The following is a 15,700-nucleotide window of genomic DNA, read 5'->3' as shown; positions in this document are numbered from 1 at the left end:
ACGAAGTTTAATTTGGTAAAGAGCAAGGCATCTTGAAGCTGATAACGCAGCATCATACTAGTATGTGAGGATTATCAGCAAAGGATAACATAGCCAATTTTTCAAATTAAACGAGTATACTTAATTATTTAGAGCCTCTTGATCCTCTATTTGACCTAAACATATATTATGTTGATCACTACCATCATGGTAATCAGAATTATATGTACCTTAATTTTATTAGCCAGGTATCTTACGCCTAATATACTTAATGTTACTGCTGTTGTAATACAGACAAATATAGTACCTGTAGCAGCGCTATTTACCTCTCTATCACCTTCAATTAATTCATTTATAGCACTAAATAATGAAGTATCCGTATCATTGCCTAAAGTAAATACAGCATATTCATTTGTTCCTCTAGACAATAAACTAATATCTTTATCGCAACTAGATTCAATCATATAATATGTACTATCATTCTTTATTAAGTTATAATTATTATCACCGATTATATGTGCAGTAAATACATTTGCTAGGTTAGATATAGTTATATTAGCAATAAAATCTTTTACTTCTCTTATATGAAATAAGTTTATAATAAAATTACTTAGACAGTGATTTGTTGTTGTTTCAGCTTCCCAATTAACCATATCAATTTGAGCTTCCGGCATTAAAAACTATGAATTTATATCTTCAAACGCAAATTTTAGTTCTCTAACCAATCCACATAAAATATATTTTTATCAGCAATATGTACAAAGGTATGATCAGGATGCTCATCTAAAAAATATGTAGAACTATTAGAAAAAGGTTTTAAATGTACAGAATATACCTTATTTCTATCAAGGCTTTGGTCATAACTATTTTCACTAGAATCAGCTGATATTAAATTTGGTAATAAAACAAGTCTACAAAAATAACCGATTAAATTAACTATATTTGGTAAAAATTTAATATGATAATTTGGCATAACGTTACCTTATGTTTATTATAAACATGTCTTATTATTAAATATTATTAAGAATATTGTTATAATTCAATTAATTTAATAAGAAATCATCGTTTAGCTGTTGATACTTGCGTGATTTTGCTATTATTCTTTTCACTTAAGAATTAATACTTTCTATCTTTGCAGCCAATATAAAGTCACTTTCAGTAAGACCGTCGATTTTATGAGTCCATATTTCCACGCTACATGCTCCCCAAGATATGGTTAAACCCGAATGATGCACTTCCTGCTCTGCAATTTCTGCTATTTTATTGGCAAACTCCATAGCCTATACAAAATTAGGAAATTTATATTTTTTATAAAGATGCTCTAATTCATTCACTTACCACTTACTTTGTAATTGAACTAATAACTTATCAATTTCTTTTTTCTCAAGCGGCGGAATACCACCCTCACACGCAATACATTTTTTTGCTTAATACTGTCATAGTTTTTTATTAGACTACCTGCATAAATCATCTTATAAAGAGGAATTTGAAAGAGACACTTCACCTCGAACCGCAGCGCACACAGGCGTACGTGAGGATTCGAGTACCGGATCGACGTACAAATTACCTTTAGAAGTGACTTATGCAGGAAGTCTATTCTATATCAAAGTTAAAATATTGATCTTTATAAGGCTCATCTTCAAGTGTATAATGCCACCGCGCAATCTGACATGCTTTGAAATTATGTTTTTGCATCTTAGAACGTAAATAATTACGTTTTCTCAATATTGTTTATCAATTAATTTACTGTCATGACGTGAAGCTTCATCAAATAAATCAAAAGAAGTATACATATCTACCGTATTATCATCTAAATGGGATATAACACGTTCATCTTTCAATTTTCTTTTAATGACTTTTGAATTATTATTAACTTCCTTCTGAAGCTTTATTATTGATAAATCTACAGTACTACCCCTACTATGCCTGGATTTTTCAGCTATATAACCTAGTGTAAAACATTTAGACTTATCTATATATGGGTAAAAGCTTTCCTTATTTTTTTTGATCAATATTATCTTTGCTCCATCTTAAAAAATGTTGTACAGCTTTTTGCGGTCTATATGCGTCATATATAATAAGTGAATAACCATCTTTTTTTATCTCAGCTTGTACTGCTTTAAGAGCCTTAGCAGCTTCTATGGTTAAAATTGCTTCTGGTGCTTTATAACCATCTACCTTTTTACCAACAAAATTTTCATATGAATAATAACGCATATTTTGAATAATTGTAAAGTCGATATCTCTCAGATACACGAACCCTTTAGGCAAGGATTTAGCATATATTGGAAGAGAGCTCATAAATATAAAAATTAAACTTGTTAAAATCAATTTCATAAAATGCTAGGCTTTGCAAAGGTTTTTAATTGATTTGTTATTTTGAGATATTTTTTAGTGCAAATCAAATCTTTTTAGAGATCTTCACAGAGCCTAGATTGCCACGCTCCTTTTAGTCGCAGCCTTGTTGCATGGCTCGCTTATGTCATTTCCGAGTAGGCGGGAATCCAGAAAAAAGTATAAATACAGCAAGTTTTTGAAATTAAAAGCTCGCTTTATGCTGGATTCCCGCCTATGCGGGAATGACACTGAGGGCATTTTTTGAGCCGTGCAACAAGACCTTTAGTCGCTCGCAATGACGATATAAACTTTTTCTAGGCAATGCCGTAACTTGCTATTGGCTTTAAATTATTAATAACGTTATATAGTAAAAGGGATAATAAATGGTAGCGAGGGAGGGATTTGAACCCCCGACACACGGATTATGATTCCGTCGCTCTAACCAGCTGAGCTACCCCGCCAGGGGAGAAGTGTTTATATAATTTATTAAGATCGTAGGTGTTGTCGTATAGGCTTGTTTATCTCATTCCCGCCTACGTGGGAAGGGATTGTTGCGTGGACTTGTTTATCCGTCATTGCGAGGAAATTGCATAGCAATTGACGAAGTAATCTAGTAAAAATGTTAAATTAACATTTTTTTATTATTTTTGCTAGATTGCCACGCAGCCTGCGGCTACTCGCAATGACGGTTCGGTGTCTACAATTGGCTAGTAACTTCTCTCTATCTTAACGTTTAGAGAATTGTGTTTTCTTACGTGCTTTACGTTGTCCGTATTTCTTACGCTCTACTACCCTAGAATCACGCGTTAAAAGACCGCCTTTACGTAAAATAGCATGAAAATCTGGAGCAGATTTATCTAAAGCTTTAGAAATTCCATGTAAAATAGCACCTTTTTGTCCTGAAATTCCTCCACCTCTAACAGTACAAATTACATCATACTGATCAATAGTTTTTGTTAAGACAAACGGCTGTAAGATAGTTTTCACATAAGTTTCAGAAGGAAAATACTGGTCTATTGTTTTTTTATTAACAACTATTTTTCCTTTTCCTACTTTAAGCCATACTCGTGCTATAGCATTTTTTCTTTTACCTGTAGCATAAAACTTGTCTGAATTATCTATTTTTTCTTTAGGAGTTTTTAATACCTGTTTTAAAAGCTCTTTAGTTAACTGCTTTTCTACTTTTTCTGTTTTAATTTTTAACTCGGTCATATTCTATTACTTTTTATTTTTTGGATTTTGGCTTGCAAAATCATAAACAGTAGGTTGCTGTGCCATATGAGGATGATCACCATTTGCATAAACATACAAATTACTCATTTGCTTAGCACCTAAAGTATTTCTTGTAATCATTCTTTTTACGGCCATTTTAATAACTCTCTCAGGGTGTTTACCGCTTAAGATTTTACCTGCCGTAGTATCTTTTATCCCACCTGGAAATCCTGTATGTCTGTAATATATTTTTCCGTCTTTGGGATTCGCTTTTTTACCTGTTAATTTTACATGCTCTGCATTTATTATGATTATATTATCACCACAATCTAAATGAGGTGTAAAGCTAGGTTTATGCTTACCGCGTAGCATATTAGCAACTCTGCTAGCGAGTCGTCCTAGTACAATATTTTTTGCGTCTATGACCCACCATTTCTTTTCAATTTCCGATGGCTTTGCCGAGTAAGTTTTCACAATAGTATCTATTTTAATTAGCATTTAAAATTAAAGAATCAAGAAACATATTTAATAGCATTAATACCCGCTATCTGTCAAGCTAAATATAATTTATTTACTTCCGAATATTATTTTTCTATCGGTAGAAAAATATAAATTATTATTTGCCATTAGCCCATAATGACGAATATTTTTTATAATTTTGACAATATGAGGCATCATGTTTAATCCATTATTATCAACATCAAAACTATATAAAACACCGATAACGGAAATAACATTTAAACTTCGCTTATTGTTATTATCAACTCCAACAAAAGGAACTAAAAAAGTAGCAGATTTTAGTTTCTTAGGATCTTTTCCATCATTTAAATCAGCTACAAACTTTACTTTCCCTGTTTCAGGATTAAATGCTGCTATTTGTCTAGCATTATTTGTTACAAATAGGCTATTACCGATTAAAGACATTGATTGAATATCCTCGGCATTTACCTGCCAAATCACACTACCGGTTGCTATATTAAGCTTAATAAGCTTACCAAGACCGGTCGCTATATACAGATTCATATTATCATGAACAGGGGTACATAAAATACTTGATTCGTCAAAATTCGGTATAGCTGTACGATCATTAAGATTTGCAAACTCAAAATTCCATCTTACTTCACCGTTTTTTATATTTAAGGCAAGCACTTGACCGGAATTATAAGTTACTATTACATTATCATGCTGTACTATCGGCGTCATAAAATAACTAGCCGATAAAACTTCCGCTAGACCTTCATGTTCCCATATGGTTTTTAAAGTTTCTGCATTTAAAGCAATAGTTTGATTACTGATAGTTTGCACTAGGACAGTATTATCATCTAGCACAATAGGCTTAATTCTAATAATATCCGGAAGTTCTTTTCTAATTATTTCATATCCTGATTTTGCATCTAGTACTACTAACAGCCTTGAGCCGTATGTTACGTATAATTTTCCGTTATGGTGTAAAATTCCGCCGCCTATATAATGATCTTTTTTATGTCTACTTAAATTATAAGACCAAATAATCTTATTTTTCTCTATAGAAAATGCAGAAATATTCGATCTAATATCCAAGGCATAAATCATATCGCCTATAAAAACCGGCTCGGTAATCGTTTTGCGTCTAGCAAAACTATACTGTTTATTCTTAAGCATATTTGCATTAAATGTATATATATTTGCACTAGAATCTAAATATATAAGCTCATTAGTCTGAATTGCTAATTTAGGAGTCAACTCAACAATATTTTTTACCGTTTTTGGTCCAAGCCCGTTACATGAAATTAAAATAAAAGGTAATAACAGAAGTGCTATTTTTTTTGTCATATTTTTCCTTAAGTACAAATTATTATTTATTTAAATTTACAAGCAATGCTTTAGCCTGATCTTTTATTAGATCAGATACATTATTTGAAATTAATAAATTTTTTAGGTTTTTTTCTGCTTGCGGTTTCATATTATTCTTAATATCCCACATAGCTTTTATAATAGTTGCCGTAGCCCAAAAAGGTTTTTTCTCGTCATCAAAATAGTTTAAATATTTTGTCAATTTTTCTTTATCTTGAATATCTAGATTTTGATCATCAATAACAAGACCACACCATGAAATACGTGCATAAGAAGTAGAAATTTCGGAATATTCTTTATTTTCAATAATTTTATTAAGCAGGTCTTTCGCTTCTGAATATTTTTTTTCCGAAATCTTTATGGCTACTTGTTCTAATGCAGCTATTTCTTTTATTTTAGTATTACTAGTAGTAACTAAATTCTCTAAAGTATTAAAAGCTAATTCTTCATTATCTTTTGTTGCTTCCAAACCAACGATCTTAACAAGAATATCTCCGTTTTTTTGGTTATTTTTAACTCTTTTATCTTTATTATTAATAATAATAACCATTATAGTAATAGCTATTATAGAAATGATTATTATTATAGGTAAAAGCTTTTTGAAAAAAATTAACCTTTTTTCTTCATTTTGATCACTTAGTACTTCATCCAAAATATCAGTCATATTTTATTATTTTTATTTATTTTTACAGCCAAATTTAATCTTAGCATCTTCTGCCATTTTCTTGGATGTGGCAGTTCTATTGGTTGGAAATTCCTTATCAAGCTTAGCAAGCATATTACAGGCTTCTGTCGTCTTTTTTAGCTCGCCTAAGGAAAGTGCTAACTTCAATAACCCATCAGAAGACTTTGCCCCTTTCGGCGACTCTTTATAGCCTTTTAAATAGTTAACCGCTGCTCCGTTATAGTCTTTTTGTTTAAAAAAGCATTCCCCATACCAGAAATAAGCATTACTAATTAGCGAACTGTTAGGATATTTTTGGATAAAATTTTTAAATTTATCTTTTGCTTCAGTAAGTTTATTATCTTTATAAGCAGCAAGAGCCAAATCGTAAGCTTGCTTATCAGGAGCTATATCCTTATTAACCGCAATAGGTTTTTTAGGAGCATTATCCGGCATATCTTTAAGCAAAGCTATATCAAAAACATCTTGTTTTTTTGAATCACCGGCTTCTAAAACTTCAGTATTTTCTTCTTGATTGGGAATATTTGAGTTCTGCGTTAGCATATCAATTTTATGCTGTAAAACCTCAACTTTACCGATTAGCCTTCTGATTGCTTGTTCCTGTTCATCTAGTCTATTTTCAAAATCATTATTTGCTGCATATTTTAAAGGCTTTCCTTTAATAGTTTCGCTTTCTCCAAAAGAAAACATAGAAAATAAAAAAGTAAATAATAAGATAATAAGCTTCATATATTTTTTAAAAATTTATAATTTTTTTATAATACCGAAAAATTTTTAATATTCCACACAATTTTTTATATTTCGGAATTACCTAAAAAAGTGCTTTTGTTTTATACAACACTTAATAAAGACCTTATTGTCATTCTATCTCAAAAAATTCTTTTTAGGCAATATACTTACGAGTAAATGAAGAACAGTTATACGAAGCTCAATTTGGAAAAGAGCAAGGTGTTTTGAAGCTTTTAACCGCAGCGTACATACTAGTACGTGAGGATTAAAAGCAAAAAAATAACGAAGCCAATTTTTCAAATTCAGCGAGTATACTTATATCTCAATACTACCGTCATATGTAAAAGTTATTGTTATGGTTGTACCTTCATTTATCTTACTTTGCAAATCAAATTCACCGTTCATAAGTTCAACAAGCTTTTTAGTAAGCGGCAACCCAAGCCCGGTACCTTCATATTTTCGACTAAACTCACTATCAATTTGACCGAACGCCGATAAAGTTTTCGGGATATCTTTTTCCTCAATACCGATGCCGGTATCTATAACTTTTATATATACTAATTTTGCTAACTCATCTTTTTCAAGTGCAATAGTAACACTTCCTCCAGAATTTGTAAATTTCACGGCATTTGATAAAAGATTTAAGAATACTTGTTTTAGCCTCTTTGGATCAGCCTTTATAACCACATGCTCTTTCGGTAATCTACTAATTAAAGCTACTTCGGCTTGATCGGCACGAGACTTAACAAGTATCAGCGAAGAACTAATTAATTTATTTAAATCAAGATCTATACTATCTACTTTTAATTTATCGGCAGAAGCTTTAGAAAGATCTAAAATATCATTAATCATACTAAGCAAATGTTTACCGGCATCATTTATATCTTTAATATAATTTTTACTTTTTTCTGCATCTCTTTCCGACATAAGAATCTCCGAAAAGCCTATTATAGCATTAAGTGGAGTACGCAATTCATGACTAATATTAGCAAAAAACTTTGTATTTGAAGAGCTGGTTTTTTCTACTTTTACTATTTGAGCTTTTAAATTTCTATTTGTTTCAAGCTGCTCCTCAATAATTTGTCTAGCATAGTTAGTATTACTAATAATTATAGTGCAGAATATTATAAAAATAATGATAAAAGTTATAAAAACTTTTTGCTCAAGAGATGTTATATTTTGCCACTGGCTGGTAATATTAGTGTTAATCTCAAATACTGCATCTACGGGAAAATCTAAATTATTATCTATAACAGGGATATAGCTAGTAACAACAGAAGCTTCTTCTATTGTTAAATCACTTTCATTTTCTATTACTACCCTTGGTAATAATATATGACTTGTAATACCCTCAAAAGCATCTCGAAGCGGAGCTTTTGAAGTAAAGGATTTTAAAAAAAAATTATCGATTTTTGCGGTAAATATCTCAACCAAGCTATCATCTTTATAATTGTCTACACTATACATATGTAACATATTACTAGTGATGAATTTATTACCTTTGAGATCGTAGAGAGAAATATTAATATTAAGATTGGTGAACCATTGAGCGGTAATCTTTGCAAAATTAATAAAATCTTGATCTTGTAATAGTTTTAAATAATCGAATTTATGTAATTTACTGATTACGTTCTGATGAGCATTCCAAATATTATCAGTGTAAAGTTCTACAATTTTAGTATGTTCCAAAGCCACTTGTTTTACTATCATTTCTTTTATCATAAAATAACGATAAAACATCATATTTATGACAATATTAAGAAATAATATAATAAATGACAATCTTACTATATACTTATTATGGTTCATTACGAGACCTAGTAGTTATTTTTAGCTCAGCGGATGTCATTCCTGTGGAAAGCTTACTTACATACCAAATCGTCATAAGCTACTCAACTAAAGGCATTGTTGCATGGATACTGAAAGTCGTCATTGCGAGGAAATTACGAAGTAATTGACGAAGCAATCCAGTTAAAAATTCTGATTTACAGAATTTTTTTATTATTTTTCTGGATTGCCGCGTCCGCCTACGGCTCCTCGCAATGACGACTCGGTATCCATGCAGCAAAACCTAGAATGACATTATCCTCTCTACTTATCTTCTTGTTTAACTTTCTCTTTCGTTTCCAGCTTCTTATTAATAATCAACCCTGTAATTACATCATAAGCACGAGCAAATTGATAATCTTTTTTGTATAATTCTGATAATTCATTCTCTTCTTGTTTATTATTTTTGGCTTTTGTTTCTTTTTTGCTATCTTTATTTTTAGATGAATTATCTTTATTTTTTTCATTATCATTCTTTAAGTAATTTTTTAAAGAACTTTCTGAAAAACGCTTATCTATTTTTTTCACCTCAGGATATTCGACTTTTGCCGGCTCAATTAAAATATCAGGCTCTATTCCTTCTGCCTGAATAGAACGACCGCTTGGGGTGTAATATTTAGATATAGTGAGTTTTACGGCAGCCCTAGAATTGATTTGCGTTAAAGCCTGAACTGATCCTTTACCAAAAGACTTAGTGCCAAGTATTATTGCTCTTTTATGATCTTGCAAAGCTCCGGCAACTATTTCCGAGGCAGAGGCAGAATTACCGTTTATTAAAACTATCATAGGTACTTTGGGAGCTTTTAACGAAAACTCATTTGCTTTAGTCTCGCTGTTACTTGATGTAGTTCTACCTTTTGTTGTTACAATTACACCGGAATCAATAAAATAATCACTAACGGCAATAGCTTGATCTAGTATACCTCCGACATTATTACGTAAATCTAGAATTATACCTTTTAGGTCATCTTTACTTTCAGTTTTTAACTTCTTTACTGCTGCCTTCAACTCAGAAATTGTTGACTCATTAAAAGTAGTTATACGTATATATGCAATATTATTTTTTTCTAAATGTGCTTTTATCGGCTTGATTTTTACTATTTCGCGAGTAAGCTCTAGCTCTTGCGGTTTTGCCTCTTCTTCCTTAATTATCAACAATTTAACCTTAGTACCAGGCGTACCACGCATCTCTTTTATAGCTTTATTAGGTCCAAACGTAGAGACTAACTCGTCATTCACGCCTACTATATAATCCCCGCCTTTAAGCCCTGCTTTAAAAGCCGGTAAATCATCAATAGGCGATATTATCTTAATTGCTCCGCTATCATACATTATTTCAACACCGATTCCGCCGAATTCACCTTTTGTAAAAGTAAAAATATCTTCTAAATCCTCATCGGTGTAATAGCTTGAATGAGGATCAAGAGAGTTTAACATACCGTTAATTGCTTCATCTATCATTTTTTGCCTATCCGGAACTTGTACGTAATCCTTTTCGATACGTTCAAATACGTCTTGAAATTGCTTATAAGCTTCCTGATTTGATATTTTATTTTCAAGCTCTTTTTCTTCTTCTGCAAATGCACAAATAGAATTTATAATAAAAAATAGTGTTATAATTAAACGTAATAACATAATACTCCGTATGTGTTTAGAATTTTTCCTTGTAATGACGTCCTACAGCTAAATTCAGAAAGCTTCAGACAAGATGAACTTAAGAGCAGGCCTGCGGAACGTACAAATAGTACGTGAACAAAGGCTTGTCTCGAAAATTTCGCTTGTATCAAGCTTTCTGAATGACGCTGTCAAATATCCAACTCGTTAATAATCTTATCCATTTTAACTAAAGCCTGTTCATAAATAAATTGAAATCTTTTTTCCGGCTTTTTACCCATTAAATCATCTACTATTTTATCGACATTTTGAAAATCTTCTAAAGTCACTTTTAAAAGAGATCTTTTTTCCGGATGCATAGTAGTTTCCTTTAATTGTGCAGGCATCATTTCGCCGAGACCTTTAAACCTACCTACTTCAATTTTAGCTTTACTAGCTTTCGATAATTTATCCGTTAACCTAGCTTTTTCCTCTTCATCGCCTGCATAATAAGTTTTATTAGACTGCGTTAAACGATAAAGCGGAGGTTTAGCTAGATATAAATGCCCCTCTTCTACCAATTTCGGCATTCGTAAAAAAAAGAAAGTCATTAATAACGAAGCTATATGAGCACCGTCAACATCTGCATCAGTCATAATAATGATTTTTTCATAACGCAAATTTTCTTCTTTATAATTCTTTAAACTACCGCAAGCAAGAGCTATTTCTAAATCTTGTATTGCTTGATTATTAACGATTTTCTCAAGCGTAGAACTCGCAACATTTAGAACTTTACCCCATAGCGGTAATACTGCTTGCGTTTCTCTATTACGAGCTTGTTTTGCAGAGCCTCCTGCCGAATCACCCTCTACAATAAATAATTCCGTCCCTCCGGGCGTAGTTCGTGTGCAATCAGCAAGTTTACCAGGTAAACGTAATTTTTGAGTGGCATTTTTACGGGAAATATTTTTTTCGTTTTTCTTACTTATTCTAAACTCAGCAATAGCAATTACATGCTCAAGTAAATTAGTAGCTAAAGCTTTATCGCTACTAAGGAAGTGGTCAAAATGATCTTTTATTATATTCTCAACCGGTTTACTTACACCATTTGATACTAATTTTTCCTTAGTTTGTCCTTGAAAAGACGGCTCAGCTATAAAAATAGAAAGTACGACACTTGCGGTTTCTAAGATATCCTCAATAGTTAGATTAGCAGCTTTTTTATTTCCTATCATTTCACCGTATGCTTTAAGCCCACGTAAAATAGCTGACTTAAGACCTTGCTCATGCGTTCCTCCTTGAGGAGTCGGAACAGTATTACAATATGATTGAATAAATGCCGAGTTATCATTATTTTGCCAACAAATCGCCCATTCAAGTTTTATCTCGTCCGGCGTAGACTCTATATTACCTGCAAAAATTTCCGGCATAATTAAATTATCTAAAGTTATTTTTGAACTTAAATAATCTTTTAAACCGTTCGGGAAATTTATTAATGCCTTTTTAGGTATATCTGACGGCACTTCTACTTCGCATTCCCATTCTATAGTAACACCACGATATAAATAGGCTTTTGATCTTGCAAGCTCATAAATCTTTTTAGGATTAAAATGTAATTTTTCACTAAAAATTTCCGGATCTGGAGTAAAATTTATTGATGTACCTCTTAGCCTTTTAGATGCTTCTTCACATATTAAATCAGTTAATTTTTCTCCTTTAGAATAACTTTGGCTATATAATTTACCTTGTTTATAAACCTTTATTTCTAAATGTTTAGATAAAGCATTTACTACCGATATTCCAACACCATGCAACCCACCTGCAGTATGATAAACATTATTTGAGAATTTGCCTCCTGAATGAAGAGTAGTTAAAATTACTTCTAAAGCTGATTTGTCAGGAAATTTAGGATGATTATCAATAGGAATACCGCGACCGTTATCAAATATAGTGATACTGCGATCCAGATGCATTTTTATCGTGATGATACTTGCAAAGCCGGCGACCGCTTCATCCATAGCATTATCTAGCACTTCAGATACTAAATGGTGCATAGCATTTGAATCAGTACCCCCGATATACATCCCCGGTCTTTTACGAACAGGCTCAAGCCCCTCTAATACTTCAATATCTTTTGCACTGTAATTATTATCGACTAGCTTACTTTTTTTTTCTTTGTTAAAGCTGAATAAATCGCTCATATATTAAAGATTTAATTAATTATTTTCTTTCCTAAATTAAACTATTTAACATAGAAAAGCAATTAGGCTTTAAAGAAATTGTTAGTATTAATAGCAACAGTTGATAAGATATCTAAAAATTTAAAAAATAGAATAGTTAATATGAAGTTCTAAACTAAGTATACATAATTTACTTAATAAGGTTCTATTACTTATAGAATCAAATTAATTAATATGCTATATAAATATGTTTATTATTAATTATTTCAGCTTTCAAATATATGATTGATATATCAATAAATAAAGGTGTTAATCATGCTTTGGTGGAAGAAAAAAGACCACATATATATACAGCACTAAAATATTGGGGCAAAAACCACATAATATTTGGGCTGAATACATTAAAACTTATACTCCAGAAAATGGGATTTGACTTGATCCATTTATGGGAAGTGGAATTGCTTTTTTTTGAAGCAATTAGACTTAATAGAAAGGTTATCGGTTTTGATCTTAATCCATTAAGTTCTTTTATAGCAGAAGTACTAACCTCAAATTTTGATAAAAAAATTTGAGATTGAAGTTAGAAATATTATTGACTTTGTTACACAAGATGAAATTTATAAAAAAATTTATACTACAACAGCTCGGCATGGTAATGGATATAGCGTAGTACAACATTTTAAATGGGAACACGGCTTAATATATGAATTAGGTATTGTAGCAAATGAAGATGAAAAACGAACTATTAAAGAAAAATATCTCTCTGCTATTAATGAACACGATAAACAAATAATTAAATATATCAATGATATCGAAATTAATTTCTTATATCCAAATGAACCATTTCCTGACTCACCAAGTTTTTCTGCTAGTTTTATTACTAACATAGGAGGTAACAATTTTGCAAATCTTTGAACTAAACGTAACCTATATGTAATATCTTTAATTTTTAGCAAAATTCGCAAAATCACAGATATAATTATTCAAAAACAAGCTTTATTTGCCTTTCTACAGATGCTACATCTAACAACTAAGATGTGCATCCCACGAAGAACAGATGCTAAAAGAGATTTTTTTCGGTCGTGCCTCCGTATTGCAGTTTAGAGTAAATAGTCTATAATCCTCAAACAGTAATAAGAGAGAATTATAGTTAAGGAGTTATGGCAAAAATAGATGTTAAGTGTAGATATTGTAACAACACAGAAGAAGTAATAAAGTCAGGATATTCAATTTCAAAACAACAGAGATATCAATGCAAGCGGTGTAATCGATATTTTCAATTGGAGTATATTAATAATGCATCTAAGCCTGGAGTTAAGGAGCAAATAGTAGAAATGTCAATCAACGGCTCTGGAGTTAGAGATACAGTAAGAGTATTAAAAGTGGGTATCAATACAGTTATCCGTGTTTTAAAAAAATCTAGTATTAAAAAACAATAAATCATTCTATCAGTACAACAGAAGTAATTATTGCTCCTGAGATAGATGAACAATGGTCTTATGTACAGAATAAATCCAGACAACGATGGCTTTGGTATGCCTTGGATAAGATTTCGTTAAAAGTAGTTGCTTATACGTTTGGTACAAGATGTGATAGCACATTAGAATCATTACTGAAAAAACTAGAGAATTTCAAGGTGACTTTTTACTATACAGATGGATGGGGGAGTTATGCTAGGTTATTAGACCCTAAAAAGCATATTATCAGTAAAAAATACACTCAACGGATAGAACGAAGTAACTTGAACCTTAGAACGAGATGCAAGAGGCTTGCACGTAAGACAATCTGCTTTTCCAAGTCATTGGATATTCATGATAAGGTTATTGGTACTCTTATTGAACGTATAGCTTTTTAATAGGCATAACTGCAATATGGAGGCATGACCCGGGAATGACATAGTAACATTGCCCAATACAAAAAAACATGCACAAAAATTATCTAGAACAATTACAAAAATTACCGATTACTTTAATTTTACTAATTAGCTTAATTTGCTGCATTGGTTTTGTTGTGCTTTATTCTGCAGCGAATAGCAATTTGCAGCCTTGGGCTTACAAACAAATTATAAATTTTTGTATATTCTTGCCGTTAGCTATTGTTGTTGCGTTGATTGATTTGCGTATAATCTTCAGATTATCGTATATCTTCTATTTTTGTGTACTTGCTTTACTAGTAGCCGTGGAGCTTTTCGGTTTAACTGCCATGGGCGGAAAAAGATGGATTGATATCGGTATAGTTAAGCTTCAGCCTTCCGAACCGATAAAAATCGCCGTTGTATTAATGCTTGCTAGATATTTTCATTCACTCACAATCGATGATCTTACAAAATTTCACAAAGTTATCGTACCGATTATTGGAGTTTTAATACCGACTTTTCTAATAATTAGAGGACCGGATTTAGGTACGGGAATGATTGTTTTAATTGTTTCGGCAATTATATTTTTTGCAACGGGTTTTAGAATAAAATATTTTATAATACTAGGTCTTGCTGCTCTTATTAGTCTGCCTATTGCTTGGAATATGATGTATGATTATCAAAAAAAACGGGTAATGGTTTTTTTAGATTCCGAACATGATCCGCTCGGTGCTAGCTATAATATTATTCAGTCTAAAATCGCTATAGGTTCAGGTAGCTTATTTGGACGAGGTTTAAATCAAGGTAGCCAAAGTCATTTAGATTTTCTTCCTGAACATCAAACAGACTTTATCTTTGCTACTTTCGCTGAAGAATTCGGCTTTATAGGAGGAATGTTTTTACTAATATTATATTTTGCACTTATAACTATTTCTTTATTAATTGTCGCAAATTGCCGAGAGATTTTTAGTAAATTAATGGTAATAGGTATTACTTCGATTTTATTTAGTCACGTATTTATTAATATAGCTATGGTTATGGACTTGCTTCCCGTAGTAGGCGTACCACTACCATTTATTTCTTACGGCGGAACAATGATCGCATCCATGCTAATAGGCTTTGGACTTGTGATGAATGCTCAAGTACACGGACATACCACTTTAAACTAGTTCAATTATATTGATAAAATTGATAACATAAATTAATAATAAGTTGCACTTCACTTTCTTATTTATTGTGTAAAGCGAAATTTCCTATTGACTTTTATATAAAACAGTATAGATTTCTTTACAATTTAACTTTTATTAAAGAATTTATACTAAGCTATGTAAAAGAACAAAGAAGCTTAACAAGACAACAAAAAGAAGCTATAGGTTTATTATCTGTTGGTACATTTCTTGAATATTTTGACCTTATGCTTTATGTGCATATGGCTATAATTTTAAATGATTTATTTTCCCTAAAGCAGAT

At 31.4% G+C, this 15,700-nt stretch carries 14 protein-coding genes, 1 tRNA gene and 6 pseudogenes; 6 read left to right on the top strand and 15 right to left on the bottom strand.

Annotation, left to right across the window (positions count from 1 at the left end):
• Positions 1-155: 155 nt before the first annotated feature.
• The 3 genes and pseudogenes from AC0ODJ_RS03700 to AC0ODJ_RS03690 form a co-directional block, all read right to left on the bottom strand.
• A complete protein-coding gene (locus tag AC0ODJ_RS03700) occupies positions 156-653 on the bottom strand; it encodes a hypothetical protein (protein WP_256621547.1) in 498 nt (165 codons plus the stop codon).
• A 6-nt stretch (positions 654-659) separates the two neighbouring features.
• A pseudogene (locus AC0ODJ_RS03695) lies at positions 660-952 on the bottom strand (hypothetical protein).
• Between the two features lie 136 nt (positions 953-1,088).
• Positions 1,089-1,419, bottom strand: a pseudogene (locus AC0ODJ_RS03690) (4a-hydroxytetrahydrobiopterin dehydratase).
• A gap of 18 nt (positions 1,420-1,437) precedes the next feature.
• Here AC0ODJ_RS03690 and AC0ODJ_RS03685 point away from each other — a divergent pair.
• Positions 1,438-1,563 (top strand): annotated as a pseudogene (locus tag AC0ODJ_RS03685) (palindromic element RPE1 domain-containing protein); the annotation flags it as partial.
• Positions 1,564-1,623: 60 nt separating this feature from the next.
• Here AC0ODJ_RS03685 and AC0ODJ_RS03680 read toward each other — a convergent pair.
• The 12 genes and pseudogenes from AC0ODJ_RS03680 to parE all read right to left on the bottom strand — a co-directional run.
• A pseudogene (locus tag AC0ODJ_RS03680) lies at positions 1,624-1,772 on the bottom strand (M15 family metallopeptidase); the annotation flags it as partial.
• Between the two features lie 202 nt (positions 1,773-1,974).
• Positions 1,975-2,316: a M15 family metallopeptidase gene (locus AC0ODJ_RS03675; RefSeq protein ID WP_218460910.1), complete on the bottom strand. Its 342-nt coding sequence runs from the start codon at positions 2,314-2,316 to the stop codon at positions 1,975-1,977.
• Between the two features lie 384 nt (positions 2,317-2,700).
• A tRNA-Met gene (locus tag AC0ODJ_RS03670) sits at positions 2,701-2,777 on the bottom strand.
• Between the two features lie 265 nt (positions 2,778-3,042).
• Positions 3,043-3,528: a 30S ribosomal protein S9 gene (gene rpsI / locus AC0ODJ_RS03665; protein WP_474465053.1), complete on the bottom strand. Its 486-nt coding sequence runs from the start codon at positions 3,526-3,528 to the stop codon at positions 3,043-3,045.
• Between the two features lie 6 nt (positions 3,529-3,534).
• Positions 3,535-4,002 (bottom strand): 50S ribosomal protein L13, encoded by a 468-nt coding sequence (gene rplM, locus AC0ODJ_RS03660; RefSeq protein WP_041078837.1) that lies wholly within the window; start codon positions 4,000-4,002, stop codon positions 3,535-3,537.
• A 93-nt stretch (positions 4,003-4,095) separates the two neighbouring features.
• A complete protein-coding gene (locus tag AC0ODJ_RS03655) occupies positions 4,096-5,340 on the bottom strand; it encodes an outer membrane protein assembly factor BamB (protein WP_218460908.1) in 1,245 nt (414 codons plus the stop codon).
• A 22-nt stretch (positions 5,341-5,362) separates the two neighbouring features.
• The gene (locus AC0ODJ_RS03650; protein WP_218460907.1) at positions 5,363-6,025 is read right to left on the bottom strand and encodes a DUF2659 family protein; all 663 of its coding nucleotides are present in this window, start codon (positions 6,023-6,025) and stop codon (positions 5,363-5,365) included.
• 12 nt (positions 6,026-6,037) lie between these two features.
• Positions 6,038-6,775: a tol-pal system protein YbgF gene (gene ybgF / locus AC0ODJ_RS03645; protein ID WP_218460906.1), complete on the bottom strand. Its 738-nt coding sequence runs from the start codon at positions 6,773-6,775 to the stop codon at positions 6,038-6,040.
• Between the two features lie 315 nt (positions 6,776-7,090).
• A complete protein-coding gene (locus AC0ODJ_RS03640) occupies positions 7,091-8,584 on the bottom strand; it encodes a sensor histidine kinase (protein ID WP_218460905.1) in 1,494 nt (497 codons plus the stop codon).
• Positions 8,585-8,714: 130 nt separating this feature from the next.
• Positions 8,715-8,843 (bottom strand): annotated as a pseudogene (locus tag AC0ODJ_RS03635) (zinc ABC transporter substrate-binding protein); the annotation flags it as partial.
• Positions 8,844-8,866: 23 nt separating this feature from the next.
• Positions 8,867-10,237, bottom strand: coding sequence for a S41 family peptidase (locus AC0ODJ_RS03630; RefSeq protein ID WP_218460904.1), 1,371 nt, complete (start codon positions 10,235-10,237; stop codon positions 8,867-8,869).
• 170 nt (positions 10,238-10,407) lie between these two features.
• Entirely contained in the window at positions 10,408-12,396 is a 1,989-nt protein-coding gene (parE, locus tag AC0ODJ_RS03625; RefSeq protein WP_218460903.1) for a DNA topoisomerase IV subunit B, read from the bottom strand.
• 260 nt (positions 12,397-12,656) lie between these two features.
• Between parE and AC0ODJ_RS03620 the strand changes: the two genes are divergently transcribed.
• The 5 genes and pseudogenes from AC0ODJ_RS03620 to AC0ODJ_RS03600 form a co-directional block, all read left to right on the top strand.
• Positions 12,657-12,947, top strand: coding sequence for a hypothetical protein (locus AC0ODJ_RS03620; RefSeq protein ID WP_218460902.1), 291 nt, complete (start codon positions 12,657-12,659; stop codon positions 12,945-12,947).
• A complete protein-coding gene (locus AC0ODJ_RS03615) occupies positions 12,931-13,290 on the top strand; it encodes a hypothetical protein (RefSeq protein WP_218460901.1) in 360 nt (119 codons plus the stop codon). The genes AC0ODJ_RS03620 and AC0ODJ_RS03615 overlap by 17 nt, the downstream gene beginning before the upstream one ends.
• Positions 13,291-13,535: 245 nt before the next feature.
• Positions 13,536-14,230 (top strand): IS1 family transposase gene (locus AC0ODJ_RS03610; RefSeq protein ID WP_240466735.1). Its coding sequence is split into 2 segments (ribosomal slippage): positions 13,536-13,809 and positions 13,809-14,230, totalling 696 coding nucleotides; the frame shifts between segments, so codons are not numbered across the junction.
• Between the two features lie 68 nt (positions 14,231-14,298).
• Positions 14,299-15,399 (top strand): rod shape-determining protein RodA, encoded by a 1,101-nt coding sequence (gene rodA, locus AC0ODJ_RS03605; protein WP_218459812.1) that lies wholly within the window; start codon positions 14,299-14,301, stop codon positions 15,397-15,399.
• 146 nt (positions 15,400-15,545) lie between these two features.
• Positions 15,546-15,686 (top strand): annotated as a pseudogene (locus AC0ODJ_RS03600) (MFS transporter); the annotation flags it as partial.
• Positions 15,687-15,700: the final 14 nt, after the last annotated feature.

The organism is Rickettsia senegalensis, from assembly GCF_056135685.1.
Note: the sequence above shows the minus strand (reverse complement) of the source record. Positions and strands in the feature narration are given on the sequence as shown.